The following is a 26,396-nucleotide window of genomic DNA, read 5'->3' as shown; positions in this document are numbered from 1 at the left end:
CGCCATGCCGGAAGCGATTCACGGCTTTGAAACAGGCGCGGGAATGAAGGGGCCGCACCGCGCCATGCACAGAGAGATGTCATGCCGCTGGAAATCTTTGCGCGGGTTGCGTTCCTGATCAGTATTGCGGGCCTGGGCTATGGCGTTGGCCGGGTCCTGAAGCTCAGCTCCAAGGATATTGCGGCGCTTCTCATCTATGTCATCGCCCCGGTTGTCATTTTCATCTCCATCATGCAGTCCCCGGCCGACTGGTCCTATTTCGCATATACGGGCTGGGCATTTCTGGTCGCCAGCAGTGCGGGCATATGCGCCTATTTCCTGGCCCGCATGGTGTGGAGCGATGGGCGGGCAAATGTGATGGGCTTTACGGGCGGCACCGGAAACACGGGCTATTTCGGCCTGCCTCTGGTTTTCGCCCTGTTTGATGGGCAGCAGGTGGCCATTGCGGTCTTCATCATCATCGGCGTGACGGTTTATGAATTCAGCATCGGCTATTTCATAACCGCGCGCGGGGTCATGGACACGCGGGAAAGCCTGAAGCGGGTGGTGCGTCTGCCCTATCTGTATGCCGCGTTTGCGGGCATGATCCTGAAATCATTCGATGTGCATCTCGGCCCCATCCTCAGTTCCGGCCTCGAGAACTTCAAGGGCGCCTATAGCGTGCTCGGCATGATGATGATCGGCATCACGATGTCGATGTATCGCAAGCTGGAGCTGGACTGGTCGTTTCTGGCCTTTGCGCTGGGGTGGAAGCATGTGCTGTGCCCGGCGCTGGGGTTGATCATCTTCGGCTATGTGTGCGGCCTGCCGCCGGAGACGCTGGCCGTTGTGATGCTGATGCTCTCGACCCCGCTTGCCGCCAATACGGTGGTGGTGGCAAGCCATCTGGGGGTGCACCCTGAAAAGGCCGCCTGTGCGGTGATGGCCAGTACCTTGCTCGCGGCCATATCCGTGCCTCTTACCGTGGCGCTGATCATCTGAGCCTCAAGCCCGGCAGGAGGCATGCAAAAGGCGCGGCAAGCCCTGCTCACCGCGCCTGAAAGCTCATGAAAGAGCGGTTTCCTGAAGGCATGCCCTCTATATGGCGACCTTCTGGAGGGCCTCGATCACCTCATCGACAGCCGTTTCCACCTGATCGCGGTCCTCACCCTCGCCCATGACACGAATGACCGGCTCGGTGCCCGAACGGCGGATCAGCAGGCGACCGCTATTGGCAAGGCGGCTTTCCATCTCGGCGATGGTTTTCTGCACCTCTTCATTATCCAGCGGCATCACCGCCCCATAGCGTACATTCTTGAGAATCTGCGGCATGGGCTCAAAGCGGTGGCAGACCTCGGAAACAGGCTTCTGCCGGCGTGCCACCACGGCCAGAACCTGCAGCGCGGCCACCAGCCCATCCCCCGTGGTGGAAAAATCGGAGAGGATGATGTGGCCGGATTGTTCCCCGCCCACATTGTAGCCGCCGGCCTTCATCCGCTCCAGAACATAGCGGTCACCCACCGCCGTCCGCTCCAGCCCGATGCCATGGCGGGCGAGGTGGCGCTCCAGACCAAGATTGGACATGACGGTTGCGACAATGCCGCCGCCGGTCAGCCGGCCCTGCGCCTTGAAGCTTTCGGCCACCACGGCCATCAGCTGGTCGCCGTCCACGATATGACCCTTCTCGTCGACAAGGATCACGCGGTCCGCATCGCCATCCAGCGCGATGCCGATATCGGCCCGCACCTCGCGCACCTTGGCGCTCAGGGCCTCGGGGGAGGTGGAGCCCACCTTCTGGTTGATATTGGTGCCGTCCGGGTCCACGCCAATGGCCACCACATCCGCGCCCAGCTCCCACAGGGCGGCGGGGGCGACGCGATAGGCCGCGCCATGGGCGCAATCCAGCACCACGCGGATGCCTTCAAAGGACTGGTCGCGCGGCAATGTGCCCTTGGCATATTCGATATAGCGGGCATGCACCCCTTCCAGCCGCTTGACGCGCCCGATCTCGGAAGGACTGGCAAGCTGGCGGGAGACATCCTGATCCACCAGCGCCTCGATCCTGCGCTCAACGTCATCGGAGAGCTTCGAGCCATCCGGGCCAAACAGCTTGATGCCGTTATCCGCATAGGGATTGTGCGAGGCGGAGATCATCACGCCCAGATCCGCGCGCATGGAGCGGGTGAGCATGGCGACGGCGGGTGTGGGCATGGGGCCCAGCAGCAGCACATCCAGCCCCACCGAGGTGAAGCCCGCAACCAGCGCATTCTCGATCATATAGCCTGAAAGGCGCGTATCCTTGCCGATGACCACACGATGGCGATGCTCACCGCGCTTGAAGGCCAGGCCCGCGGCCATGCCAACGCGCAGGGCGATATCTGCCGTCAGGGTGGCATTGGCGCGTCCGCGCACGCCATCGGTTCCGAAATATTTGCGCGTCATGCTTCCTCAGGTCTTGTCCATTGGCCTTGCGGGAGGCGGAACTGCCTCGTGCAAGGCTTTAGCATTGCGTATCGCTTCTGCATCATCACTTCGCGTGACGATCTTTCACACATTTTTGGCATTTGCCGCTGCGGCAGCAGTTACCAGCCTGCGTGCTCATAGTCACGCCAGAGCTGTGGCTGTCCCGACATGTTGAAATGACAGGCCGGTTTCGGGCATCATGGCGCATGTCAGGGTTGCTTTTTTATCGAACACACTCTGAGATGCCCTCCAGTGCAGGGAAGGGGAGTGAATCGCCCTCATGCCTGAACCCGGCCGGCATGAATGGTTTTCGCGGCCAGTTTATCCGGGCCGCCGGGCTTGTGCGGCAAAATCTTTTCAAAAGGTTAAAGAGGCAAGGATTGCATCGGGCGCAAGGTCAATGGTACCGACGCGGCAATGCTATCTGGAGATTGCCTCGTGTCCGCACACAAACTTGATGTTCTCGCTATCGGCAATGCCATTGTGGACGTGCTCGCGCGCGCCGAAGACGATTTTCTCGCCGCCAATGGCATGAGCAAGGGCAGCATGGCCCTGATTGACGAGACTCAGGCGCAGCAGCTCTATGCCGCCATGGGGCCGGGTACCGAGGTTTCCGGTGGTTCCGCCGCCAATACCGCCGTAGGGGTTGCGGCGCTGGGCGCGCGTGCGGGCTTCATCGGCAAGGTGAAGCATGACGGGCTGGGCAAGGTGTTCGGGCATGATATCCGCGCCGCCGGCGTCGCCTTCTCCACCCCCGCTGCACATGAGGGCGCATCCACCGCACGCTGCCTCATTCTGGTGACGCCCGATGGCGAGCGCACCATGAACACCTATCTCGGCGCGGCGCAGGATCTGACCGCCGCCGATATCGATGCCGCCATCGTCGAGAGCGCGACCATCACCTATCTGGAAGGCTATCTGTGGGATCCGCCGGCGGCGAAGGAGGCCTTTCTCACCGCGGCGAAGATCGCCCACAAGGCGCATCGCAAGGTGGCGCTCACCCTGTCCGACGCCTTCTGTGTGGACCGGTATCGCGGGGAGTTCCTTGAGCTGATCCGCTCCGGCACGGTTGATCTCGTCTTCTGCAATGAGGCCGAGCTCAAGTCCCTGTATGAAACCGCTGACTATGACACCGCCCTGACCCATCTGAAGCAGGATGCGTGCGAGGCGGTGGTGACCCGTTCCGAGAAGGGCGCCTCCTTCATCTCCGCAGAAGGCATTGTGCGCGTGCCGGCCTATCCGGTGCACAAGGTGGTGGATACGACCGGGGCGGGAGACCTCTTCGCGGCCGGCTTCCTCACCGGCTACACCACCGGGCTGGAGCCTGCCGAGTCGCTCCGTCTTGGGGCGCTGGCGGCGGGGGAGATCATCTCCCAGATTGGCGCGCGGCCCCACCGCAACCTGCTGGATCTGGCGCGTGAAGGCGGCCTGCTCTCGTGAGCGCAGGCCAGCCACCCGTCATCATTGAAGGGGATGATGCCGCCGCCCGTGCCCTCGCGGCGATCCGGGCGCGCGCGCCACTGCTGATGGTGCTGGGGGGCGCGGGAACGGGCAAGACCACATTCCTGCAGAATCTGAAGCGCAGGGGCGGGGGGCGTCAGGTCTTCCTCGCCCCCACCGGCGTTGCTGCCCTGCAGGTGGGCGGGCAAACCATCCACTCCTTCTTTGGCATTCCCCCGCGCCTGATGAACCCGGATGAGGTGCGCCCGCGGGTGCAGGTGCGCCGCCTGCTGAAGAAGCTGGACCGGGTGGTGATCGACGAGATCTCCATGGTGCGGGCGGATCTGCTGGACGCCGTGGATATTTCCCTGCGCATCGCCCGCGAGAATCCGGCCCCCTTCGGCGGGGTGCAGATGGTTCTGGTGGGGGACTTCCTGCAATTGCCTCCTGTCGTGCCCATGGCGGAGCAGGAGATGCTGGCCCGCATGGGCTATGAAGGCCCCTTCGCTTTCCATGCCAAGGTTCTGCGCAATGCCCTGCGCAGTGCGCTGGGCGATGCGGCGGGCATTGGCGTGCAGGAATGGGATGGCGAGCAGGCGAATATGGACAGCCTGATGCCCATGCAGGATGTGCCGCTCACCCATGTGCCCTTTACCCATGTGCATCGGCAGAGCGATCACGCCTTCATCTCGACGCTGGACGCCATCCGCCGGGGGCGCAATGTGCGTGAGGCGCTGGACATGCTGAATGCGGCCTGTGTGCGTCCCCATCGCCCGGGCGTTCTGCCGGTTCTGCTCACCCCCACAAATGCGCGTGCCGATGCCTACAATGCCCGTGGCCTTGCCGCGCTGGAGGAAGGCGGACACGCCTTCGACGGCAGCCTTGAGGGCGAGTTCGGCCTTGAGGGCGACAGGCTTCCGGTGCCGGAAAAGCTGGTGCTGAAGCGTGGGGCGCGGGTGATGGCGCTACGCAATGATCCCTCCCGGCGCTGGGTCAATGGGTCCGTGGGCACGGTGGTGGGCATGGATGCTGACAGCGCCCGTGTGAAGCTGGATGATGGCCCCACTGTGGATATGGAATCCTTCACCTGGGAGCGTGTGCGCTACGGCTGGGATGAAAATACCGGGCGTATCGAGGCCAAGGTGGTGGGCACCTATACCCAGCTTCCGCTGGCCTATGCGTGGGCGCTGACCATGCACAAGTCCCAGGGGCTGACGCTGGAGGATGTGCGCATCGATTTCGGGGAAGGCGCGTTTGCGCCGGGGCAGGCCTATGTCGCCCTTTCACGCGCGCGTTCGCTGGAAGGGCTCTCGCTGGTGCGGGCCATCCGCCCGAATGACATCAGGGTGGACCGGCGGGTCGCCACATTTGTGAACGCCTTCGAGGCGCAGGGCTGATTGCGCATGAAAAAAGCCGGCCAGAACATGTCTGGCCGGCTTTTCAGATCAGGCTTTCACCATGGCGGGTGCGCTTGCTGCGCACCCTGTGGGTCAGGCCGCCTTTTTCTTCGGCTGCACTTCGGCCGAGTAGACATCCATCAGCTTGTGGGTGATGGCGGCGGGCGTGAAGCTCCAGTCGGCAATCGAGCCCACCGGGGTGACTTCAGCGGCGGTGCCGGTCACGAAGCACTCGGTGAAGGTGGCCAGCTCTTCCGGCTTGATGTGGCGTTCCACCACCTCAATGCCTTCACGCTTGGCAAGCTCGATCACGGTCTGCCGGGTGATACCGTTGAGGAAGCAGTCCGGAGTGGGCGTGTGGATGACGCCATCCTTCACGAAGAAGATGTTCGCGCCCGTGCACTCGGCCACATAACCGCGATAATCCAGCATCATCGCATCGGCAAAGCCCTTGTTCTCGGCGCGATGCTTGGAGATGGTGCAGATCATGTACAGGCCGGCGGCCTTGGCCTTGCAGGGAATGGTGGCCGGATCGGGACGGCGATACTCCGCCAGATCCAGACGCAGACCCTTCAGGCGCTGCTCGGGGTCGAAATAGCTCGGCCACTGCCACACGGCGATGGCCAGATGGATGGAATTGCCCTGCGCCGCCACGCCCATGGCCTCGCTGCCGCGCCATGCGATGGGGCGGATATAGGCATCCACCAGATTGTTCTTCTCAAGAGTGGCCTGTTTGGCGGCGATCACCTGCTCGACCGTGAAGGGGATCTCGAAGTCAAGCATGGATGCGGAGGCGATCAGGCGCTCGGCATGCTGACGGGACTTGAAGATCTCGCCGCCATAAGCGCGCTCACCCTCAAACACCGCGCTGCCGTAATGCAGGCCATGAGAGAGTACGTGCAACTTGGCATCCCGCCATGCCACGAACTCGCCGTCATACCAGATCCAGCCGTCACGCTGATCGAAGGGAATAGCTGCTGCGCTCATAATTCTCAAAACTCCATTACAGGACCGCACCGGAAGCGCGGTACCCTGTCGCCAGCGCTTTCCTCGCAGGCGGCATGAGGGTATCTTCACGCCAGTATTTCAGGCTGGCAAGTTCGCGAAATGATATGTCTCACACTGGGCCTGTTGCGACCGATCATTTCGTGAGCTTGGCTCTTTAGGTAACGTTTGCATTGAAAAAGTCAATATGGCTGACATAAATTCTGCCGTCACGACGGCGCTGCCGGATGATGGCGAGATTCTCGGCGGGGAGCGCGAGGGCGTTCCCCTGGTTGATCTCATCGAGCTCCTGTTCTTCGCGTACCGGGATTTCGTTGGTGATCCTGATGAAATTCTTGCGCCCATAGGCTTTGGCCGGGCGCATCACCGGGTCATCCATTTCGTCAACCGCCATCCCGGCATGCGGGTTGCGGACCTGCTGGAGATTCTCCAGATCACCAAGCAGAGTCTCGGTCGGGTGCTGCGCGAGCTGGTGAATGAGGGCTTCGTGGAGAGCCGGGCAGGGGAGGTGGACCGTCGCCAGCGTCTGCTTTATCCCACCGCCAAGGCCCAGCAGCTTGCACGGGATTTCGTCGGCATACAAAGCCGGCGCATTGCCCGCGCGCTGGATGCCTGCGGGCCGGGAGCGCAGGAAACGGTGCAGCGCTTTCTTCTCACCATGATCGATCCTGATGATCGTGATGGGGTGGAGCGCTTGATTCAGAAGGCGGACAGGAGCCGCCGGGCACGCGAGGGGGCGGGAGAAACCACATGAACCCGGAATGCGCCGGCAGCGCGCCTGCACATGTTCTGCCATCCCCTTGTGTGAACAGGGCGCCCCATGCCTGACATGATCCCGCGCAAGCCCGTTTTCCTGCCGGATGAGGCCCCGCACCTGCTGGTGGTGGATGATGACAACCGCATCCGCTCCCTTTTGTCGCGCCTGCTGATCGAGAATGGCTACCGTGTCACCACGGCCGCCTCTGCCGCCGAGGCGCGCGGGCGCCTGGAAGGGCTGACCTTCGATCTGCTGGTGCTGGATGTGATGATGCCGGGGGAAAGCGGGCTGGACCTTGCCCGCTCCCTGCGCCAGACCTCCAGCGTGCCCATTTTGATGCTGACCGCGCGTTCCGACACGGAAGACCGGATCAGCGGGCTTGAGGCCGGCGTGGATGATTATGTGGCCAAGCCTTTCGAGCCGCGTGAGCTTCTGCTGCGCATCGGCTCCATTCTCAAGCGCGCACTGCCCCCGCCCCAGAAGGCGATTGAAAGCGTGCGCTTCGGGGAGTTCACCTTCCATCTGGAGCGGGGCGAACTGACGCGGGATGGAGAGATGGTGCGGCTGACGGAACGTGAGCGCGACATGCTGCGCACACTGGCCGAGGAGCCGGGCGAAACCGTACCGCGCCTTGCGCTGGCCGGCGGCAGCGGTGGCGGCGGCATCACCAGCGAGCGGGCGGTGGATGTGCAGGTGAACCGCCTGCGCCGCAAGCTTGAGAAGGACCCGGCCAATCCCGTCTATCTGCAAACGGTGCGGGGCATCGGCTACCGGCTGGTGGTGAGCCCTTGAGCAAAAGCGATCCATCCGCCACCTCGACACTGTCCGGGCTGAGACGGTTGTGGGCCCGGCTGTCGCAGGCGAACAGCCGCATGGGCGCATGGTTCAACCGTGTGACGCCAAAGGGGCTTTATCCCCGCTCGCTGCTCATCATCATCACGCCGATGGTGCTGTTGCAGTCGGTGGTGGCGTTCGTGTTCATGGAACGGCACTACAATGTGGTGACGCACCGTCTTTCCGCGGCTGTGGCGCAGGATATAGCGGCCATTGTCTCACTGTATCCGCTGCTTCCCAAGACGGATGACCATGAGGATCTGCGCCGGATCGCCTGGGAGAATCTGCGGCTCAACCTCACCGTTCTGCCGCCAGGGCCGCTGCCGCCGGCCGGCCCCAAGCCGTTTTTCTCGGTTCTGGATACGGCTCTTTCGCGTGAGATCGGCAGGCGGGTCACCCGCCCGTTCTGGATCGACACGGTCGGGCGCTCAAATCTCATCGAGGTGCGAATCCAGATGAAGGATGCGGAGTTGCGCATCTTTGCCCAGCGCAACATCGCCTATGCCTCCAATTCGCATATTTTCCTGCTGTGGATGGTGGGCACGTCTCTCGTGCTGCTCACGGTCGCCATCCTGTTCCTGCGCAACCAGATCCGGCCGATTGAAAATCTGGCCGATGCGGCGGAAGCCTTCGGCAAGGGGCGGGATGTCGAGAATTTCCGCCCGCGCGGGGCGCGGGAAGTGCGGCGGGCCTCGGTTGCCTTTCTGGAAATGAAGCGTCGCATCGAGCGGCAGATGGAACAGCGCACCACCATGCTGGCGGGCGTCTCGCACGATATGCGCACCATCCTCACCCGCTTCAAGCTGGAGCTGGCCTTCATGCCGGAGTGCGAGGAAACCGAAGCGCTCAGGCGCGATGTGGATGAGCTGCAAGGCATGCTGGAAGCCTATCTGGCCTTTGCCCGCGGAGACACCGGAGAGCAGGTGACGCTGACCGACATGGGGCAGGTGGTGGAGGAGCTGCGCCAGAATGCGGAGCGAGACGGCGCCATCTCGAATGCCACTTTCATGGGGCCGCCGCTGGTGGAGGTGAAGGGCGAGCAGATCAAGCGTTGTCTCGCCAATCTGGTGAACAATGCGGTGCGCCATGCGCACAGGGTGGATATTTCCGGCGCGCGCGATGCCCGCTGGCTCATCATTCATGTGGATGATGACGGGCCGGGCATTCCCGAAGACAAGCGCGAGGATGTCTTCCGCCCCTTCCTGCGCCTTGATGATGCCCGCAACCAGGACAAGGGCGGTTCCGGTCTTGGTCTTTCCATCGCCCGGGATATTGCGCGCATGCATGGCGGCGATGTGCTGCTGGCGGAAAGTCCGCTGGGGGGCCTGCGCGCCACGCTGCGGATTCCTGTCTAGTTCCATCCGCGCAGTGCACTCGGGGCGTGCATGCGGGCGTGCAGCGCGGTACAGGGTCTGGCTGTGCTGACGGCTCCACCGGAGCGGGCATGGAACGGGCAGGGGAGTATTGCACCATGAGGCTCAAGCCACTGGTTGCGATCATTGGGGACAGGACGGAAACCGGGGAGCTGGCGGAAGACGGGGATCTGCCCGTCTTCGCGCTGGGGGAAAAATATGCACAGGCCGTGCATGACCATGCCGGCTGCCTGCCGGTGCTGGCCCTGCCTGTCATCGATCCTGCGGATCTGGACAGCCTGATCGACCGGATGGACGGGTTCGTCTTTTCTGGCAGCCCCTCCAATGTCCATCCGCGCCACTGGGATGGGCCGGCCGATGCGCCGGGGCCTTTTGATGAAACCCGCGATGCCTTCGCGCTGGCCATCATCCGTGCGGTGGTGGCGCGCCATGTGCCGGCGCTGTTCATCTGCCGGGGCTTTCAGGAGCTGAATGTGGCGCTGGGGGGCACGCTTCATCCCCGGCTGGCGCAGCTGCCCGGACGCACGGGGCACCATTCTCCCGAGGATGCGCCTTACGAACGCCGCTATGGCCCGCAACATGAGGTCTGCGTGCGTGAGGGCTCGCCGCTGGCCGCCATGTTCGGTGCCCGGCGTTTCGAGGTCAATTCCCTGCACTATCAGGGGCTTGACAGGGTCGCTCCGGGGCTTTCCGTGGAAGTGGATGCCCCCGACGGAACGCCGGAGGCGGTGATGTTGCGTGACCATCCTTTCGCTGTGGGCGTACAATGGCATCCTGAATACAGGCCGGATCTGTTTGCGCAGAATGCGCGTCTTCTGGCCGCCTTCGGCGAGGCCGCAAGGCAGCGCGCCCTTGCACGCAAGAGCTGCTGAAATGGGCCATTCCGGCGGAATCAGGCAGCCACGGGTTGCGTTATGTGCGGGGGTGTTTGCCGGCTCTTGCATGCGGCCCCTGATCGGGTATCGAATTCACCAAAGTATGAGTTTGTCCCATAACCAGTGCTGCCTATCGTGCGCATTATTCGGGAGATGACCATGGATGCGCCATTCTGGATGAAAGAGCGGTCTGCTGGTTTGTCCAAGGGGTTTACAGGGCGTTTCCGCAATGGCTGGTCCTGCCTTGCTGTCGCGGCGGTGTTTGGCTGGTCCAGCATCTTCACGCCGGCCATGGGGCAGACGCCACGTCTGGGAGGCGGACAGAAGCCGGCAGAGGCACAGGATGATGCCCCGGCCGCAGGGGCCGCAGGCGCGCCGACAGGCGGATCTGCAGGTGTATCCACGTCCGGCGTGTCAACGGGTGTATCGACATCTGTTCCCCCTGCCGCGGCTGCACCCGAAGCATCCCCGGCCACACCCGCGCCCGCATCTGCCCCAGCACCTGCACCTGCATCTGCGCTAGCCACCCCGGGGGTCGCGCCGCCTGCCGCTTCCGTGCCCGGCGCCCCGGCGGACCCGCGCGAACTGCCGAAAGCGCCGCAGGCACAGGCTCCCGATGCCGAGCTGTTCACCCTCTCTGAGCTTGAATATCTGCTCGGCCCTGTTGCCCTGTATCCGGACCCGTTGCTGGCCGTGATGTTTCCGGCAACCGCCTTCCCGGACCAGTTGCGCGAGGCGCTCAAATGGATCGAGGACAATCCGGCTGCTGTGAAGAAGCAGGATTTCAAGGCTGTTGATGACAAGCCCTGGAATGCTTCCGTGCAGGCGCTGACGCGCTTCCCGGATGTCGTGAAACTGTTGTGCGAGAATGCCGACTGGACCGAGGCGCTGAACTTCGCCTTCCAGATGCAGCCCAATGATGTCTCAACTGCCATTCAGCTTCTGCGCGCCAAGGCCAAGAAGGTGGGCAATCTCAAGACCACGCCGCAGCAGAAGGTGACGACGCGCAGCAGCGGGGGCAGCGAGAAGATTTATATCGAGCCCGCCAATCCCGAGCGGATTTATGTGCCAAGCTATGATTCTTCCAGCGTTTTCAACACGCTGGCAGCCGGCGCCCTGGTTTTTGGCGCAGCGGCGCTTGTGGGGTCCAGCTGGTACAATGGCTGGGGCGGGTATAACCGCCCATGGAACTCCATGTGGATGGGGTCACCGTTCTGGTACAACACCTATCCGCCCCAGTGGGGCGGTGGCATGTGGCGTCCCGGTTGGGGCGGCGGCTGGGGTGGTGGGGGCTGGGGCAATGGCCCCTGGCGTCCCGGTTTTGGTCCCGGCTGGGGTGGTGGCGGATGGGGACCTGGCCGGCCATATCCGCCACAGCCCGGCTATCCGGGAGGGCCGGGCCGTCCCGGCGGACCGGGTGTCTATCCGCCCATGCGCCCGGGTCCGGGGCCATTTCCTCCGGGGGTGAGGCCGCCTGTCGGCTCTATACGTCCCCTGCCGCCTGTTCTGAGGCCGCCACCCGGCTACCCGCAGCGCCCCGGAATGGGGCCTCCGGGGCTGGGCGTTCGTCCGCAGCCGGGCCAGCCTCCGTTCCGGCCCGGCGTTGTTCCGCCTTATGGCGGCGGTATCCGCCCGCAGCCGGGCCATCCCATGCGCCCGGGTGGCGTGATGCCTCCGGGTGGCGGTATCTTTCCCCGGCCGGATCACCCGATGCGTCCGGGCGTCGTGACGCCTCCGGGTGGTGGCGTTCGTCCTCAGCCGGGCGGTCCGATGCGTCCGGGTGTGGTGGCACCTCCGGGTGGTGGTGTTCGCCCTCAGCCGGGCGGTCCGGTCCGTCCAGGTGTGGTGGCACCTCCGGGTGGTGGTGTTCGTCCGCAGCCGGGCCGGCCCGTTCGTCCGGGTGCTGTGACGCCTCCGGGTGGTGGCATGCGCCCGGTTCCGGGCCAGCCTCCGGGAGCAGGTGTGCGTCCGCCGGTGCGCAATCCCAATCAGCCCGGGATCCAGCGGCCGGATCGTCCGCAGCGTCCGCAAGTGAACCGGCCGGCCCGTCCGCCGCAGGGAGCACAGAGGCCAAATATGCAGCGGCCGCCACAAATGCGTCCGGGTGGGCCGCAAGGGCGTCCGCAGCAGTTCGCGCCGGGCATGCAGCAGCGTCCCGGCGGGGCGCAGATGCGCCCGGGCCAGATGAACCGGCCCAATCTGCATCAGCAACGCCAGATCCAGCAGATCCAGCAAAGGCAGATGCAGCAGCGACAAAGGCAGATGCAGCCGCGGCAATTCCAGCCGCGTCCCCAGATGCGCCCGCAAATGCCGCAGCGGGGCGGGCCGGGCTTTCCACACCGGTAAGAAGAAAGGCGGGGCAATGCCCCGCCTTTTTCATTCCGTGAGCGTAATGGCGGCTATCAGGCGGCCATAATCCGCCTCGCCCCTGTGGGTCATGCGGCGGTAGGAGTAGAACAGGTCCGGGTTGGTATAAGTATCGAGGCCAAGATCCTCGATATGGCCAACCTTCGCCTGCTCCAGACGAAGGGCGATGAAACCGGGCAGGTCGAACAGGGCATGGCCGGGCTTTTCCGCTTGCGCGAAGAAGCGGGCAAAGGCCGTGTCTTCCGCAAGGAAGCGCGCGCAGAATTCATCATTCACCTCATAGCTTGGCTGGCGAATGAGGGGGCCGATGACGGCGCGAATGTTCTGCCGCTCCGCACCCTGCGCTTCCATCTGTGCGACTGTTGCTTCCAGAACGCCGCCAAAAGCCCCGCGCCAGCCCGAATGCGCGGCGGCAACCACCCGCGCCTGCGGGTCTGCAAACAGAACCGGTCCGCAATCCGCCATGGATATGGCCGCGCCCAGCCCCGGCACTTTCGTGACAATGGCATCAGCCTTCGGCGCATCCTCCCGCCCCCAGGGGGTGGTCGCGACCACCACATCCGGCGAGTGCACCTGCCAGCAGGCCAGCAGGCATTCCGGCTTCAGGCCAAGCGCGCGCGCCATGATGGCCCGGTTTTCGAGAACTGCCGCCGGATCATCCCCGGAGCCCAGCCCGCCATTCAGCGCACCGTAGATGCCGCTGGAAACACCGCCCTGACGGGTGAAGAACGCATGCCGGATGCCCGGCAAGGCGGAGAGAGAGGGGGCTTCGATCTTCATCCGGCTGCTCATGTCCAGTCTTTCCATAATGTGCCAGCACCCATGCGGCTGTATCAGGCCGGGATGCGTTCTGAACTGTCAAAGGCTGGTGGCGCGCCAAGAGACGGATGAACCAGAGCCAGCACCTTGAACAGCTTGCCCATATGCTCGCGTTCCGTGCCGGCCAGCCGCGTGGCGGCCGCGGCGATGGCCATCTGCTCCGCCTCGCTCTTGCCTTTCATCAGGGCCTGCGTGCGCTGGCCAAGGCCGAGCCGGATCAGGAATTCCCCTTGGCCCAGCAGTCCATATGGTGACAGCCCGGTCGCGGCGCCGATCCGCGCCAGAAGGGCAAAGTCCACATGGGCTGTCAGGTCCACCATGCCGGGGTTGGCCAGCGGGGAAACAAAACTGTGATTGTGCAGGGCCTGGAGCGTATCGCCATACCCGCCGCCATGGCCATAATCGATGATCAGCGCCGCGCCCCCCTGCGCGACAAGCCGGGAGGAAAGGGCGCGGGCAGGGCCGGCATCCATGCGCTCCAGCACGGCGCCCTCGGCAGGGGGAGGCAAGTGCGCGGAAAAGGCGGCAGCAAGGGGGGAGGGCGCTGCATCCAGCCCGAAGACCAGCATGCCATCCGCATCCAGCCCCACGCGTTTTTCATGCCAGCCATCAGCGGTATGGACATATTGGTCCACCGGCAGGGCATCAAAAAACTCATTGGCCAGAACGATGGCTGGCCCATCCGGCAGATCCTCCATCCGGTCATGCCAGCTGACCTCGACGCCGCAATTCTTGAGCGCGCGCCGCTGCGCCTTGCGCAGAACAGGGCTGGTCTCAACCATATGCACCTGAGCAGCGGAGATGAAGGCCGGCAGAAGCCGTGCCGCGCGCAGGGCATCGGCCATCAATGTGCCGCGCCCCGGCCCCAGCTCCACCAGCCGGAAGGCGGATGGCGCACCCATCTGCTGCCACATCGCCACCGCCCACAGGCCGAGCAACTCGCCGAACATCTGGCTGATTTCGGGGGCGGTTGTGAAATCCCCCTCCGCCCCGAGCGGATCACGCGTGACATAATAGCCATGGCGCGGGTGACCGAGGCACAGCCCCATATAGCGGCTTACCGGCATCGGCCCTTCGCTGAGGATCTCGTTGCGGATGGCCTTCAGCAGCGGCGTTTCAATCTCCGGTAGAATGGCATGGAGCTGGTTCAAGATATTGTCCTTCCGCTGGCGGGGGAGCGGGACAGGGCAACCCACAGGAAGCCCACGCCGACCAGAATGAGGGGGACTGAAAGCCACATGCCCATGGTGGTGCCGAAGGCCAGATAGCCGATCTGTGCATCCGGCTCGCGGTAGAATTCAACAATGATGCGGGCCGCGCCATAGCCGATGGCGAATATGCCCGTGGCAAGACCCGGCCGCCGCAGGCCGCCCATACGCACCAGAAGCATCATGATGGCGAACAGCACCAGGCCTTCAAGCGCTGCCTCATAGAGCTGACTGGGGTGGCGCGGAAGATCGCCACCATTGGGAAACACGATCGCCCATGGCACATCGGTGGGCCTGCCCCACAGCTCCGAATTGATGAAATTGGCGATGCGGCCGAAGAACAGGCCGAGCGGCGCGACGACCCCGGCGACATCCAGCATGGACAGGACAGGAATGTTGCGGGAACGCGCGAACAGCACCAGCGCAATGATGGTGCCCGCCAGCCCCCCGTGGAAGGACATGCCCCCCCGCCAGACGGCGATGATCTCTGTCGGATTCTCAAGAAAGAAGGGCAGATTGTAGAACAGCACATAACCGATGCGCCCGCCCAGTATGACACCCAGCGTCGCCCAGAACAGGGCGTCATCCAGATCCTGCGGCTTCATCGGCGAGGTGCCGCCCCACAGGGCCGGGCGCGCCACGATGGCCCGCCCCAGAAGCCAGCCCAGAACAAGCCCAGCAATATAGGCCAGCGCATACCAGCGGATGGCCAGCGGGCCAATCTCCACCAGTACCGGATCAATCATGGGGAAGGGCAGGGCAAGGGCGGTCATGTTATCCCCGGAATGCAGTGGCCTGGATGACGTGGTGCGGGTGAAGGGGGCCGGAAGCGGGGGCTACTCGGCAATGATCTTCACCCTGTCGCCGTAGTTCAGTTTGGCCCCGGGCTCCAGACCATTGAGGATGTTGAACAGCTCCAGCTGCCGGTCCGGCACCATCATGCGCGCGGCCAGTTTCTCCGGCGTATCGTTGAAGCCCACCTTCACCACGCGCACCCGCAGGGGCTTGACCGCCTGCACCTCGCTGGTGGAGACGCGGCGGAATGTGCCGGCCGCTTCACGGAAGGTCTTGTCCACCTCGGGCGTCAGCTCGCGCGCGGCGAAGATCAGCCTGTAAACATCCGAACCGAAGCGGATGGCGAACATGCGGAAGGACCACTGCTCCCCGCGCGCGACAGCGGTGGCAGCCGAAAAGCCGTTGATATTGAGGGTTTCAACGGAATTGACCTCAACCCCATCAATCCAGCCGGAGGCCAGATACTGCCCCAGAGACTGGTTCGCGGGCACGCGCACGGCATCAAGCCGCATGGCCTCATTGCCGGACTGGCTCGCCCCGAGAACCGCCTGCGAGGTATTTTCCAGCGAGAAGCCGGCCGGCGCTGTAAAGGTGAAGCCCAGCTTGGGGTGGAAAAACTTGCTGCCCCGGACGAAGCCTTCCTTCGGATCATCGCCATAGGTCATGCCATCCAGAGCGGAAAGATAAGCGTTGCGGTCACGCTCACCGGTTTCAGGCTCGGCATAATGGCGGGCATTGGCGGTGGCGATGGAGATCCGCTCGGGCGTTGCCGGATGGGAGGAGAGGAAATCCATCTCCGGCTTGTTGGAGCTTGAACTGGTGATGGTGGAAGCGCGAAACTGCGAATAGCGCCCCATCTCGTTCAGGAAACGGGAGGCGCCATAGGGGTCGAAGCCTGCGCGCGCGGCGATGCCAACGCCAATCGCATCGGCCTCCAGCTCCTGCCCGCGCGAGAAGGAGGCAAGCGTGTGCTTGCTCTTCTGCATGGCCATGGCCCCCAGATCCGGATCGTTCACCACATCGGAAATGACGCGGCTGACGAGAACCGCCTGCTTCACCTGCCCCTCGCGGATGGTGGCATGACTGGCGATGACATGCGCCATTTCATGGGACAGGACAGAGGACAGCTCCGATGTATCATTGGCCAGGGCCAGCAGGCCACGGGTGATGTAGAGAGAGCCGTCCGGCAGGGCGAAGGCATTGATGGCCGGGGAATTGAGAACCGTCACCCGGTATTTCAGGTCCGGCCGCTCGGATGCCGCGACGAGCCGTTCCACAGTCTGCTGGATCAGCGCCTTGAGCTGGGGGGCATTGTAGACGCCGCCATAGCTGGCCACGAGCTTTTCATGCTCGCGCCGCTGGGTGGGGGTCATGTCGGCATAATCGGAGGCAGGGGCGGGGGTGGTCAGCGGAATGCTGGCCTGATCGGCATCAAAGCCCACGCAACCGGCCAGAAGCACGGGCATGATAAAGGCAAGCGCACGGGTGCGACTGCGCAGGCGCAGCTCACCACGCCAGCGTGTCCATGCGGTATGGACCTGCTCGCTCACCTTCGATTTTGCTCCTCGTTCCCCAGGCCCAACCATGTAACATCTTCAGGTGCGCGCGCGAAGATGGCCGGTCCTCCCTTTTCACGCAGAACACCCCGTGCGCGCACAACAGTGCCCTGCAACATGGCAGGATCTAGGCCATCGCCAAAGATGGTGACAAAATCGCGCGGCGCCACCAGTATCGTGAAATCTTCCGACCAGCGCGGTCCGAAATTCAGATAGATCCACTCCCGTGTTGATCCCGTGCCGGTGACCGTACCCTCAACGACCGTAAACAGCCCCGCGCGGGCGGCGAGGGCCAGCTCATCCGTGGCGCGCGTGCGGGCGCCGGAAGTGGCCCAGATTCCAGCCCCCGCCTGCCGTGCATGCTCTTCCGCAGCCAGATAGAGGGCATTGCAGCGGGCGTCACGCGCCCTGTTGCGGCTGGCCTGCCGGCCGCGCCGGGGCTGTGCGGATTGCGCATGGCCGGCCCCCGCGCGCAGAAGGGCAAGGCTTGCATCCTCGCCATCGGCAAGGGTGGCTTGCCCCATCAGGTGCCCGTACCGGTCAATGCCGCCTTGCGCCAGACGCAAGGCATCATGGGCAAGAACAGCGGCAATCGCGCCCTGGGAGGCCCGAATCAAATCAGGATCAGGATCAAGCCGGGAGGGCAGGGCAATGCCCTGTGGCCGGAAGCGCCGTCCGTCCGCCAGCAGCAAGGCGCCATCTTCGGCAAGGCCGAGAACGCGAACCGTTTCAGGCAACTCCTCCGCGACCTCTGGCTCGCATGCTCCCGCAGGGAGGAAGGCAAGGAGCCAGCATAGCGCACAGGCCGCAGCCCGGACCATGGTCTGGACGGCATATGCCTGCGCGCGGACAGGAGGCGGGAAGAAAGAGGTGGCGGACATTCTGGCCGGAGTGTTCAGCAATGGTGCGTTGCTCATTAAGAACAAAGACGGAACATTGTCAATCCGTCTTCGCCTTCCCGCTGTGAATGGCCAGAGCAGCCTCAGGCGGTCAGATGTTCATGCAGGATCATCACGCCCAGCAGGCACAGCACCACGCCTGCGCCAATCTCCGCCGCTGTTCCAAATGTCTTGCCGATAGCCTTGCCGATCATCAGGCCAAGGGTGGAGAGAAGGAAGGTGGCAAAGCCTATCGCGATGGAAATCCAGAGAATTTCCGGCAGCCGGATATCAATGAAGGAGAGGGACATGCCGACAGCCATGGCATCTATACTGGTGCCGAAGGCCGTGGCGAGCAGGATGAGGAATGAGGGGCGCAGATTCTTGCCGGGCTTTTCCTCATCCGGCTTGAGAGCGCCGTAAATCATGCTGATGCCGACGCCGCTGAGCAGCCCGAAGGCCAGCCAGTGATCATATTCTGCAACCCACTCGGTGGCTGTCATGCCGATGGCCCAGCCTGCAAGGGGGGTGATGGCCTCAACGATGCCAAACACGACGCCGGTGCGCAGTGCCTCGCCGATGCCTGTGCGATTGAGAGATGCGCCCCGGCCGACAGAAACGGCGAAGGCGTCAGCAGACATGCTCAATGAGAGGATGAGCGCAGCAACAGGTGACATGATCTGGTGCTTTCAACGGAGATCCACCGGGCACACACTCCGATCGTCCGTTAGCGATCTGATGCTGCCACGGTCTTGCCTGGTCGCTGAACGACTGGCCGTGCCACGCCAAAGCGAGCATGTTGACACGACCCCACAAAGTGGTGGCTACTCCCCGATGCGGGGAGGAATAGACAATATATTCGCATAGTCAACATGTAGAAATCATAACTGATTTTAAGAAGCAATTGCATTAATAAATATTAATAAGTATATATATTCTATATGAAATTCAATATATTTAAAATTATTCCATAATTTAGGTTTGTATTGTAATTTTCGTGATGAAATTTGAATGTATTTTTATAGAGTGAATTTTATTTCTATTTATCTATTTGAATTCAGTGTTGTGCGTTGGTGCTGATCATGCCCGGATGAATGCCATGCACGCGCAGATCCGCCTGCCAGATGCAGTTCGGAGCGCTTCTCGCCATAAGCGGATAAAGGGATGGCAATGATCCGGCAGCGGCCGGTGCTGTTCATGAAAACGCACTCAGGGCCGTGGCGCTCTTCTTCAGAGCGTCTCGCGCATGATGCCTTGCGGCCCCGGGTTGCCTGTGGATGGCTGCGCAGAAAAAATGCGGTCAGGCTCGGAAGCCTGACCGCAAGGGAGTCAGATGGCGCAGGCGGCGCTGAGCACGGCCTTCACGGAGGCGGTGGCCGTATCATCATCAATGCCGACCCCGAAAATCTTGCGGCCGTCATGCGCCCGGCATTCGAGATAGGCAACCGCCTGGGAATCCGTACCGCGTTTCAGGGCATGTTCCTGATAGTCGATCACGTCCAGCGCGACCCCACAGCTCTCCTCCAGCGCTGAAATGGCGCTGGAGATCAGGCCATTCCCGCGACCCGTGACCGCGATTTCACGCCCCTTGTGGCGGATGCGCCCGGCGAAGACGCGCTGGTTCCCGCTTCTGGAGGGGGTTCCATCCTGATAGCTCACCAGTTCGAACTCTTGCGGGCCCGTCAGATGGTAGGCCTGCTCGAAGATCGCCCAGATCATCGCCGCGGTGATTTCCTTGCCGGTGGAGTCGGCATGCTCCTGAACCCGGCGGCTCAGATCGATCTGAAGCGGGCGGGGCAGTTTCAGGCCCTTGTCCTGTTCAATCACCCAGGCGATGCCGCCCTTTCCGGACTGGCTGTTGACGCGAATGACCGCCTCATAAGTCTCGCCAATATCGGCCGGATCGATGGGCAGATAGGGCATTTCCCAGATTCCGTCATTGCGCTGTCCGTGGGCGGCGAACCCCTTCCTGATCGCATCCTGATGCGAGCCGGAGAAGGCCGTGTGCACCAGTTCGCCGGCATAGGGGTGGCGCGGATGCACCGGCAGCCCGTTGCAATGCTCGACAGTTTTCACGACATCGCGGATGGCGGGGAAATAGAGCTTCGGATCGATGCCTTGCGTGTAGAAGTTCAGCGCCAGCGTCACCAGATCCACATTTCCGGTCCGCTCGCCATTGCCGAACAGGCAGCCCTCGACCCGATCCGCACCGGCCAGCAGGGCCTGTTCGGCGGCGGCAACGGCCGTTCCCCGGTCATTGTGCGGATGAACGCTGATGACCACCGCATCGCGGCGCGAGATGTTGCGGCAGAACCACTCGATCTGGTCCGCATAAACATTCGGCGTCGCCACCTCGACGGTCGCCGGCAGGTTCAGGATGGCCGGGCGCTCAGGCGTGGGCTGCCACACATCCAGCACCCGTTCGCAGATCTCCAGCGCGAAGTCCGGTTCCGTGAAGCAGAAGGTTTCCGGCGAATATTCAAAGGTCCAGTCGGTCTGCGGCCGCTTCAGGCTTTCCTCCAGCATTGCCGTGACACCGGTGACCGCCAGATCGACAATCTGGTGCCGCTCCATGCCGAAGACGACACGGCGAAACAGGGGGGCGGTTGCATTATAGAGATGAACGATCGCCTGCCGCGCCCCCTGCAGGGATTCGAAGGTACGGGCGATCAGGTCCGCGCGGGATTGGGTGAGGACCTGAATGGTCACATCCTCCGGCACCCGGTCCGCCTCGATCAGCGCCCGCACGAAATCGAACTCGGTCTGCGATGCCGATGGGAAGGCGATCTCGATTTCCTTGAAACCGACGGCCAGCAGCATGTCGTAAAAGCGCATCTTGCGTTCGACATCCATCGGGTCGGCCAGCGCCTGGTTGCCGTCGCGCAGATCGGTGGACAGCCAGCGGGGCGCTTTCGTCAGCCGGTTCGATGGCCACCGGCGATCTTCCAGCGCGATGGGGGAAATGAAGGGACGATATTTGACTTCAGGATTGGTCAGCATGACGTGATCCGTTCCAGTGTATTTTTGAAAAATGTGACACGGCCGACTACAGTCGCCGGGAAGCCGTCAGGCCCGACGACCGCTGATAAGTCGCAGTGCAAGGCAGGCGGGCAGGCAGGGAAGGGGGCGGGCCGGGCACGCAACGGCCATGCCGATTGCCGCAGGATGCGGCACTTCGGGATGGGCACTGGGGCGATGCGGGGCGAACACCTGACAAGACTTCCTGCTGCGAGATGATCTACCCTAGGGCACGCAAGGCTGATATTCTAACGCCTGATGCTCATTAATCGTCGCAAAGGGATCAATCTTGAAGAGCGGTGTCAGCATCACCGACAAGATCGCCGTCATCGCGCATGACGGCCCCTGCTTTTCGGGGCCGAAGCACTGTCATGAACAGGCCCAGCTCCTTTATGCGGTCAGCGGGGTGGTCTCTATCCGCACGGATGAGGGCACCTGGGTCGTGCCACCAAGCCGGGCTGTCTGGATGCCGCCCGGTCTTGAGCATGAAACGGCAAGCCATACGCGTGTGCAGTTCCGCTCGCTTTTGATCGAGGCCGATGGCATGCAGGGCTTGCCCGATACCTGCCTCGTCGTGGCCATCACCCCTCTTTTGCGGGAACTGATCCTGAAACTTGTCGCGCTTTCCGAAAATCCGGGAAGCCCGGAGCGGGTGGATGCGGTTGTCAAACTGCTTTTGATGGAGCTGTCCTTCCAGCCGGCCCAGCCTCTCAATCTGCCCACGCCGAAACATTCCGAGCTGGCGCGGATGTGCGAGCGGTTCCGCAATGATGTGGGGGAGGAACTTTCCGTTGAAGCCGCAGCCACTTCGCTCCATATGAGCCGGGCCACCTTCATGCGGCTGTTCAGGCGCGAAACGGGCATGAGTTTCGGGCACTGGCGCCAGCAGGCCCGGATGCTGAATGCCCTGACAATGCTGGCGGAAGGCCGGAGCATTCTCGATGTGGCTTTGGAATGTGGTTACAAAAGCCCAAGCGCCTTTTCCGCCATCTTCCGCCGCTCCCTCGGATGCCCGCCCAGCGCCTATTTCTGAGCGCGGTTGCAGCGCGCCAATCCGCCATCCGGACTGGCAGGCCATCCGCAAATCAGGAAAATTCCGGCGCAACATATTGAAAGCATTGGTAGGCCCGGAGGGGCGAAAGGCTGTGTACGCCAGGAAGCACTGGTTTTCAACGGCACCCAGAGTTTCAATGCCTTACGAGCACATTCTCGGGTTCAGCGATGTGTACGGTCGCGTTTTTACGGTGTCAACAATTACCCGGCAGGGGTTCCCCTCAGCTTCCCCCACGACGATGCTACACCCCTTCGAACCGGGCCACGGGTCCCGGTTCGCTCGCCTACGGCGACCGGGCCTCCCGCATAGTCGCGTGGCCCCGCGCTTCGGTGACGTCCGACGTGCGCGCTCTTCTCACGCCCCTGTGGGGCTGCGGCCATCCCCCTTGGGGGGCATGGCCTTCGGAAGAGCATATGCGCGCACGTCCGACGTCAACCCCCGCCTACCGTCTTGCCCGGAGCCGGGGAGATGCCGCACATCGAGACGCCGGACTGCCGGACGTTAGATCTTCATTGGTCCTGCGATCGTCGAGTCCTGGGCTCCAAGCTCTGACTATGCTATAAAATCCTTGTAAAACAAGGCGTTATGGAGATTTTCATGGAAACGACGACGACAATCCGAGGCCTCGCGCTCGACGTCATCATCACTGAGACGACGCACCGAGACGATCGCGGCATCCTCTTCTATTTGGCCGTGATCGTCAAGCGAGCGGATCGAGCTTCCACGCGGAGTTTGAACGCATGACGTCGGAGTGCGTCGTGTGCGACGATCGGGCGACTGACGTCTCAAGTGCAGCGGCAGTGGCGGCAATGATTTTGCCTATGCCACGCGGGACTTCGTCAACATTTTTGGTTGGGCGGGTAAGGTCCGGCTCGACGTCGAAGGGGTCATATCCGACCCCCCGGCTCAATTCGCCGTCAACGGCGGCTTTACATCTTCAACGGTATCGTTCAGCATTCTGACACACCTTGTGAAAACCGCCGGAGGGTAGCGAGCCCTATGATGGCGGTTTTTCCATGCTCGATCGTCGGCTGACGAGCGTCAAGTACCTTATGTCTTGGCCAACCGTCGAAGCGTAACCATGTATCGCCGCACTTGTTCTCGCTCTGGAGAGACGCCGTCTTCAAACTCTCTCTGGTCGAACCCAGATGCCGACACCGTTAATCCCAGTTTCTTCAGATATGTTCTAACGACCGGCCCGGAGATTTCAGGTGTTGACCCGCTAACTCGAATGTTCCCTAAGGCTGTGCTGACCGCGTAGGAACCAGTTTTCGTTTTTTTCACATTGGCACCAACTGACCTGCACTTTCCAAGGAAATCGATGATTTTCATAGATCCCGATTTTCCAGCTAGCTTTTGCGTGTGTTTACGCAGCCACTCCGCAATTTCCGAAACCACCTCATCGACGCTAAATGACTTGCTATTGTTGGGAAATTTATCTGCCGTTACAGATAGTACAAAATCGAACAAAACATCGTCGTTTACCGTTTCCTTGAGTCTAAGGTCGTTTCTATATAGGGACGTCAGAAGTACAACTGTTGCTGTTCGCTTGTTTCCATTGTGAAATGCGTGATTTTTAGTTAGGGAATGAAATAATGCTGCGATTTTTTGGAGTGTGCTCTTGTATTTATCGATCCCGCCCAATGAGGTCAGGGGGCGGCTCGCGGCAGATTGAAGAAGATCCTCGCTGCGAATGCCGGGTGGGGAAATTGGGTCTTCATCTTCTCGAAAAAGTACGACCAGCTCGTCATGAACCGACTTGATCTGATCTACATTCGGTATCCACATGTTTCCGCCCCGCTTAAAGAAATCTATAATAAGCTGATTAGTGCTTAATTCATAATTATTAGAAGATTCCGCGAATTTTTCATCTCTGTTGTACGAAAGGTGCGAAATTTACTCCTTCCGGAGCAGGAATTTCCATGATCTGACGCACTTCCTTCGGCTTTAGGAGCTTCGCGCCGTATTTGGCGCTGACGCCCGAAAAGGCGTGGCCACATTGCTTGTCGGCGAGGCGGTCGCCTACGTGATCCCGGAACCAGTCCTTAGCGCTGTGCCGCAAACTATGGAATACCTGCCGTTGGGTCTCGTGGATACCGAGCGCATTCATCCAATTGTACATCTGTTTCTGGGCGGCATCCGGCGGATCGTCCGTTCGGTGAAAGTGACTGAACACGAAGCCGTCCGGAGACGTCACGCTCTTGGCATATTCGACGAAGCCGCATTCATGTAGCAAGGGGTGGATCGCGACATATCGCTTGGACGTCTTCGTTTTCACGGGGCGGTCGATGTCCTGTCCTCCTATCCGAAGCGGGCGGGTCGGCGATTCCCCGATTTTTTTCCGAAAACTAGCCGGGATACGTTGCTGGAAGGTGAATCCGCACGGACGTCGCCACAGGTACATATCAACCCCTTTTTAGTGGGCCCGGATGTGTACGGCAGCGTGTACACTGAGGTGTACATCGAAAATTGGGTGCCTAAAATTTTATGAAAAACCAGATACTTAGGATGGTGGTAGGCCCGGAGGGACTCGAACCCCCAACCAGACCGTTATGAGCGGTCGGCTCTAACCATTGAGCTACGGGCCCTGGGAAGGTGCATTGTTCATACACGATTCCATCACGCAAGTGCTCTACCAACCTCAGGGCTGTGGAACAACCGTTGAAGACATCTCAATCACAGGCGAAAGGTGTCATTTCCGCCCCATTGGCGCCGTGATCGCAATATGGTGTGTCGGTTCCAGCTTCATGAGGAGGCCTTTATGCGTTCTTTCCCGGTTCTGAGGTCATCATCGCGTCTGCGCTCCATGGCCGTTCTGGCCAGCCTTGGGCTTGGTGTTGCGGCATTTGCGCCGGTTGCCGCCCAGGCCGCAACCGTGAAGGTGGTGGGTGAGGCCACGCTTTCGGCTGTGCCGGATATGGCATCCTTCTCCACCGGCGTGGTCACCACGGCCAAGACCGCGGCCGATGCCATGCAGCAGAACAGCAAGGCTGTTGCCGCCGTGATCGCCGCCGTGAAGGAGGCCGGTATTGAGGCGCGGGATATTTCGACGAACAATTTCTCCGTCCAGCCGCAATATGTTTATCCCCGTTCCGGAAGCAATGAAAAGCCGCGCCTGACCGGATTTGAGGTCAGAAATACTGTTCAGGTCCGGGTGCGGGACTTGTCTGTACTTGGCGGGCTGCTTGACAAGATGGTCGAGGCTGGCGCTAATGAGGCATCTGGTCTGAGCTTTACAATCGCGGATCGCGCCAAGCTGATGGAAGATGCGCGCGTGGCTGCGGTGGAAAATGCAGTCGAGCAGGCCAAGCGGATCGCGGAAGCAGCGGGTCTGCGCCTGACCCGCGTGCTCTCGGTGGAGCCGCTGTCCGTGCAGGTGCCGCCCATGCGGCCGATGGTGATGATGGCCCGTGCAGAGGCCCAGAGCGATGCGGTGCCGGTGGAGGCCGGTGAAATCGATGTCAGCGCGCAGGCCGTGTTGGTTTATGAGGCCGAGCCTCGCTAGGCTTCATATCTGCATGAGTGACGCAAACGGGATATTTTGCATTGCGCGCATCATGCTAAACATTGCCGCATACGAATCTCCGATGGCTTGGGCCATCGGAGACGAGCACCCTGTTTTTCCACGCCATGACGACTGGGAAAACGGTGACGCTTGGGAAAACGGTTGAGTTCTTTGGAGTTGTGTATTTCGTGCAGCAGGCTTGTGCTTGCGGCGCATCGGAAATGCTCCGGGGTAAAGATGAGGCCAGGTTGGGGTTAACCGACGGATTTTGAGGGAACGCGAATGGGGGTGGAAGGCACGCAGGCAGCTCGGCGGACCCAGTATGCCGCATTGCCATATCGCGTGCGGCAGGATGGTGCTGTCCAGATCCGCCTGATCACATCGCGCGAGACGCGGCGCTGGGTCATTCCCAAGGGCTGGCCCATGAAGGGGATTTCCCCTGCCAAGGCGGCTGCGGTCGAGGCCTATGAAGAGGCGGGGCTCGTGGGCAATATCGCGCATGAGCCGGTTGGTACTTATACCTATGAGAAGCGCCTGAGCGTGCGCTCGGTGACCTGCGATGTGCTGGTGTTTCCCCTGAAGGTGAAGCGGAAGCTGCAAAGCTGGCCGGAGCGTTCCCAGCGTGTGGGCTTCTGGTTCACCATCGAAAGCGCCGCGGCGGCTGTCAATGAAGAGGATCTGAAGCAGCTCATTCTTGAATTTGGTGAGCAGATGGCCACCAAGTGGAAGGACAAGCTGGAAGCGGACCAGCAGAAGGTGAAGGCCAAGAAGGCGGCCGCTCCGCAAGCCAAGAAGGCGGCGACCCCGCAAAAGCAATCCTCTCCTGCGCCCGCATCATCCGATGCATCAGAGGGGACGAAGGCTGATGCCGGGGCCAAGAAGGCCAAGGCCTCTCCTCAAAAGGCTTCTCGCCCGAAATCCGGTCCGAAGGGCTCTGGCCAGGGCGCGCCCAAGAAGTCCTCGCCCAAGGGCAAGAATAACAGCTAGGCCACCATATCTGGGCCAGAGCAATATCTGACAAGAGCTGAAGTTGGATGCCCCTTGCCGGCTGGGCCCATGGCCCAATATCCCCG

At 62.0% G+C, this 26,396-nt stretch carries 23 protein-coding genes and 1 tRNA gene; 12 read left to right on the top strand and 12 right to left on the bottom strand.

What is annotated here, in order from left to right:
- The first annotated feature begins 81 nt into the window (after nt 1–81).
- Entirely contained in the window at nt 82–981 is a 900-nt protein-coding gene (locus ACT6QG_RS11600) for an AEC family transporter (RefSeq protein ID WP_444977719.1), read from the top strand.
- A gap of 96 nt (nt 982–1,077) precedes the next feature.
- On the opposite strand, the gene glmM is transcribed toward ACT6QG_RS11600, so the two are convergent.
- Nucleotides 1,078–2,421, bottom strand: a complete 1,344-nt coding sequence (gene glmM / locus ACT6QG_RS11595) for a phosphoglucosamine mutase (RefSeq protein ID WP_444977718.1) — start codon at nt 2,419–2,421, stop codon at nt 1,078–1,080.
- A gap of 459 nt (nt 2,422–2,880) precedes the next feature.
- Between glmM and ACT6QG_RS11590 the strand changes: the two genes are divergently transcribed.
- Nucleotides 2,881–3,882, top strand: a complete 1,002-nt coding sequence (locus ACT6QG_RS11590; RefSeq protein ID WP_444977717.1) for an adenosine kinase — start codon at nt 2,881–2,883, stop codon at nt 3,880–3,882.
- Complete coding sequence (locus ACT6QG_RS11585; RefSeq protein ID WP_444977716.1) at nt 3,879–5,279, top strand: ATP-dependent DNA helicase; 1,401 nt, start codon at nt 3,879–3,881, stop codon at nt 5,277–5,279. Before ACT6QG_RS11590 ends, ACT6QG_RS11585 begins: the two co-directional genes overlap by 4 nt.
- 93 nt (nt 5,280–5,372) lie before the next feature.
- Here the strand turns inward: ACT6QG_RS11585 and ACT6QG_RS11580 are convergent, their stop codons facing one another.
- On the bottom strand, nt 5,373–6,266 hold the full coding sequence (locus ACT6QG_RS11580) for a branched-chain amino acid aminotransferase (protein ID WP_444977715.1): 894 nt from the start codon (nt 6,264–6,266) through the stop codon (nt 5,373–5,375).
- 205 nt (nt 6,267–6,471) lie between these two features.
- Here ACT6QG_RS11580 and ACT6QG_RS11575 point away from each other — a divergent pair, with 205 nt between their 5' ends.
- The 5 genes from ACT6QG_RS11575 to ACT6QG_RS11555 all read left to right on the top strand — a co-directional run bounded on the left by ACT6QG_RS11575 (nt 6,472) and on the right by ACT6QG_RS11555 (nt 12,469).
- Nucleotides 6,472–7,038 (top strand): MarR family winged helix-turn-helix transcriptional regulator, encoded by a 567-nt coding sequence (locus tag ACT6QG_RS11575; protein WP_444977714.1) that lies wholly within the window; start codon nt 6,472–6,474, stop codon nt 7,036–7,038.
- A gap of 66 nt (nt 7,039–7,104) precedes the next feature.
- Nucleotides 7,105–7,833, top strand: coding sequence for a response regulator (locus ACT6QG_RS11570; RefSeq protein ID WP_444977713.1), 729 nt, complete (start codon nt 7,105–7,107; stop codon nt 7,831–7,833).
- An 80-nt stretch (nt 7,834–7,913) separates the two neighbouring features.
- Nucleotides 7,914–9,230 carry an ATP-binding protein gene (locus ACT6QG_RS11565; RefSeq protein ID WP_444977801.1) on the top strand — a complete coding sequence of 439 codons (1,317 nt, stop codon included), beginning with the start codon at nt 7,914–7,916 and terminating at the stop codon, nt 9,228–9,230.
- A 116-nt stretch (nt 9,231–9,346) separates the two neighbouring features.
- Complete coding sequence (locus ACT6QG_RS11560) at nt 9,347–10,120, top strand: gamma-glutamyl-gamma-aminobutyrate hydrolase family protein (RefSeq protein WP_444977712.1); 774 nt, start codon at nt 9,347–9,349, stop codon at nt 10,118–10,120.
- Nucleotides 10,121–10,282: 162 nt separating this feature from the next.
- Nucleotides 10,283–12,469, top strand: coding sequence for a DUF3300 domain-containing protein (locus ACT6QG_RS11555; protein WP_444977711.1), 2,187 nt, complete (start codon nt 10,283–10,285; stop codon nt 12,467–12,469).
- Between the two features lie 30 nt (nt 12,470–12,499).
- Here the strand turns inward: ACT6QG_RS11555 and pgeF are convergent, their stop codons facing one another.
- The 7 genes from pgeF to leuA all read right to left on the bottom strand — a co-directional run bounded on the left by pgeF (nt 12,500) and on the right by leuA (nt 20,746).
- Entirely contained in the window at nt 12,500–13,270 is a 771-nt protein-coding gene (gene pgeF / locus ACT6QG_RS11550; protein ID WP_444977800.1) for a peptidoglycan editing factor PgeF, read from the bottom strand.
- A 53-nt stretch (nt 13,271–13,323) separates the two neighbouring features.
- On the bottom strand, nt 13,324–14,460 hold the full coding sequence (locus ACT6QG_RS11545) for a class I SAM-dependent methyltransferase (RefSeq protein WP_444977710.1): 1,137 nt from the start codon (nt 14,458–14,460) through the stop codon (nt 13,324–13,326).
- Complete coding sequence (lgt, locus tag ACT6QG_RS11540) at nt 14,457–15,290, bottom strand: prolipoprotein diacylglyceryl transferase (protein ID WP_444977709.1); 834 nt, start codon at nt 15,288–15,290, stop codon at nt 14,457–14,459. The genes ACT6QG_RS11545 and lgt overlap by 4 nt, the downstream gene beginning before the upstream one ends.
- 63 nt (nt 15,291–15,353) lie before the next feature.
- Nucleotides 15,354–16,778, bottom strand: a complete 1,425-nt coding sequence (locus ACT6QG_RS11535; protein WP_444977799.1) for a M48 family metalloprotease — start codon at nt 16,776–16,778, stop codon at nt 15,354–15,356.
- Between the two features lie 80 nt (nt 16,779–16,858).
- Nucleotides 16,859–17,605 carry a hypothetical protein gene (locus ACT6QG_RS11530; RefSeq protein ID WP_444977708.1) on the bottom strand — a complete coding sequence of 249 codons (747 nt, stop codon included), beginning with the start codon at nt 17,603–17,605 and terminating at the stop codon, nt 16,859–16,861.
- Between the two features lie 245 nt (nt 17,606–17,850).
- Nucleotides 17,851–18,423, bottom strand: coding sequence for a manganese efflux pump MntP (locus tag ACT6QG_RS11525; protein WP_444977707.1), 573 nt, complete (start codon nt 18,421–18,423; stop codon nt 17,851–17,853).
- A gap of 652 nt (nt 18,424–19,075) precedes the next feature.
- Nucleotides 19,076–20,746 carry a 2-isopropylmalate synthase gene (leuA, locus tag ACT6QG_RS11520; protein WP_444977706.1) on the bottom strand — a complete coding sequence of 557 codons (1,671 nt, stop codon included), beginning with the start codon at nt 20,744–20,746 and terminating at the stop codon, nt 19,076–19,078.
- Nucleotides 20,747–21,053: 307 nt separating this feature from the next.
- Between leuA and ACT6QG_RS11515 the strand changes: the two genes are divergently transcribed.
- Nucleotides 21,054–21,797, top strand: coding sequence for an AraC family transcriptional regulator (locus ACT6QG_RS11515; protein ID WP_444977705.1), 744 nt, complete (start codon nt 21,054–21,056; stop codon nt 21,795–21,797).
- A 618-nt stretch (nt 21,798–22,415) separates the two neighbouring features.
- On the top strand, nt 22,416–22,562 hold the full coding sequence (locus ACT6QG_RS11510) for a hypothetical protein (RefSeq protein WP_444977704.1): 147 nt from the start codon (nt 22,416–22,418) through the stop codon (nt 22,560–22,562).
- Between the two features lie 306 nt (nt 22,563–22,868).
- Here the strand turns inward: ACT6QG_RS11510 and ACT6QG_RS11505 are convergent, their stop codons facing one another.
- From ACT6QG_RS11505 to ACT6QG_RS11495, 3 genes are all read right to left on the bottom strand, one after another.
- Nucleotides 22,869–23,606 (bottom strand): type II toxin-antitoxin system death-on-curing family toxin, encoded by a 738-nt coding sequence (locus ACT6QG_RS11505; protein ID WP_444977703.1) that lies wholly within the window; start codon nt 23,604–23,606, stop codon nt 22,869–22,871.
- Nucleotides 23,607–23,685: 79 nt separating this feature from the next.
- Nucleotides 23,686–24,096: a site-specific integrase gene (locus tag ACT6QG_RS11500; protein WP_444977702.1), complete on the bottom strand. Its 411-nt coding sequence runs from the start codon at nt 24,094–24,096 to the stop codon at nt 23,686–23,688.
- A gap of 234 nt (nt 24,097–24,330) precedes the next feature.
- A tRNA-Ile gene (locus ACT6QG_RS11495) sits at nt 24,331–24,406 on the bottom strand.
- Between the two features lie 173 nt (nt 24,407–24,579).
- Here ACT6QG_RS11495 and ACT6QG_RS11490 point away from each other — a divergent pair.
- Nucleotides 24,580–25,323: an SIMPL domain-containing protein gene (locus ACT6QG_RS11490; protein ID WP_444977701.1), complete on the top strand. Its 744-nt coding sequence runs from the start codon at nt 24,580–24,582 to the stop codon at nt 25,321–25,323.
- A gap of 282 nt (nt 25,324–25,605) precedes the next feature.
- Nucleotides 25,606–26,310: an NUDIX hydrolase gene (locus ACT6QG_RS11485; protein ID WP_444977700.1), complete on the top strand. Its 705-nt coding sequence runs from the start codon at nt 25,606–25,608 to the stop codon at nt 26,308–26,310.
- The last annotated feature ends 86 nt before the right edge of the window (nt 26,311–26,396 follow it).

The sequence above is a fragment of the Haloleucobacter ellipsoideus genome, from assembly GCF_052491725.1.
This window is presented reverse-complemented; position numbering and strand designations above follow the sequence as displayed.

Coding starts and splice junctions, on each gene's coding strand:
- ACT6QG_RS11580 (WP_444977715.1), bottom strand. CDS start 6,266: ATGAGCGCAGCAGCTATTCCCTTCGATCAGCGTGACGGCTGGATCTGG.
- pgeF (WP_444977800.1), bottom strand. CDS start 13,270: ATGAAGATCGAAGCCCCCTCTCTCTCCGCCTTGCCGGGCATCCGGCAT.
- ACT6QG_RS11555 (WP_444977711.1), top strand. CDS start 10,283: ATGGATGCGCCATTCTGGATGAAAGAGCGGTCTGCTGGTTTGTCCAAG.
- ACT6QG_RS11535 (WP_444977799.1), bottom strand. CDS start 16,778: ATGCCCGTGCTTCTGGCCGGTTGCGTGGGCTTTGATGCCGATCAGGCC.
- ACT6QG_RS11510 (WP_444977704.1), top strand. CDS start 22,416: ATGGAAACGACGACGACAATCCGAGGCCTCGCGCTCGACGTCATCATC.
- ACT6QG_RS11525 (WP_444977707.1), bottom strand. CDS start 18,423: ATGTCACCTGTTGCTGCGCTCATCCTCTCATTGAGCATGTCTGCTGAC.
- glmM (WP_444977718.1), bottom strand. CDS start 2,421: ATGACGCGCAAATATTTCGGAACCGATGGCGTGCGCGGACGCGCCAAT.
- lgt (WP_444977709.1), bottom strand. CDS start 15,290: ATGACCGCCCTTGCCCTGCCCTTCCCCATGATTGATCCGGTACTGGTG.
- ACT6QG_RS11560 (WP_444977712.1), top strand. CDS start 9,347: ATGAGGCTCAAGCCACTGGTTGCGATCATTGGGGACAGGACGGAAACC.
- ACT6QG_RS11505 (WP_444977703.1), bottom strand. CDS start 23,606: ATGTGGATACCGAATGTAGATCAGATCAAGTCGGTTCATGACGAGCTG.
- ACT6QG_RS11565 (WP_444977801.1), top strand. CDS start 7,914: ATGGGCGCATGGTTCAACCGTGTGACGCCAAAGGGGCTTTATCCCCGC.
- ACT6QG_RS11490 (WP_444977701.1), top strand. CDS start 24,580: ATGCGTTCTTTCCCGGTTCTGAGGTCATCATCGCGTCTGCGCTCCATG.
- ACT6QG_RS11485 (WP_444977700.1), top strand. CDS start 25,606: ATGGGGGTGGAAGGCACGCAGGCAGCTCGGCGGACCCAGTATGCCGCA.
- leuA (WP_444977706.1), bottom strand. CDS start 20,746: ATGCTGACCAATCCTGAAGTCAAATATCGTCCCTTCATTTCCCCCATC.
- ACT6QG_RS11570 (WP_444977713.1), top strand. CDS start 7,105: ATGCCTGACATGATCCCGCGCAAGCCCGTTTTCCTGCCGGATGAGGCC.
- ACT6QG_RS11600 (WP_444977719.1), top strand. CDS start 82: ATGCCGCTGGAAATCTTTGCGCGGGTTGCGTTCCTGATCAGTATTGCG.
- ACT6QG_RS11575 (WP_444977714.1), top strand. CDS start 6,472: ATGGCTGACATAAATTCTGCCGTCACGACGGCGCTGCCGGATGATGGC.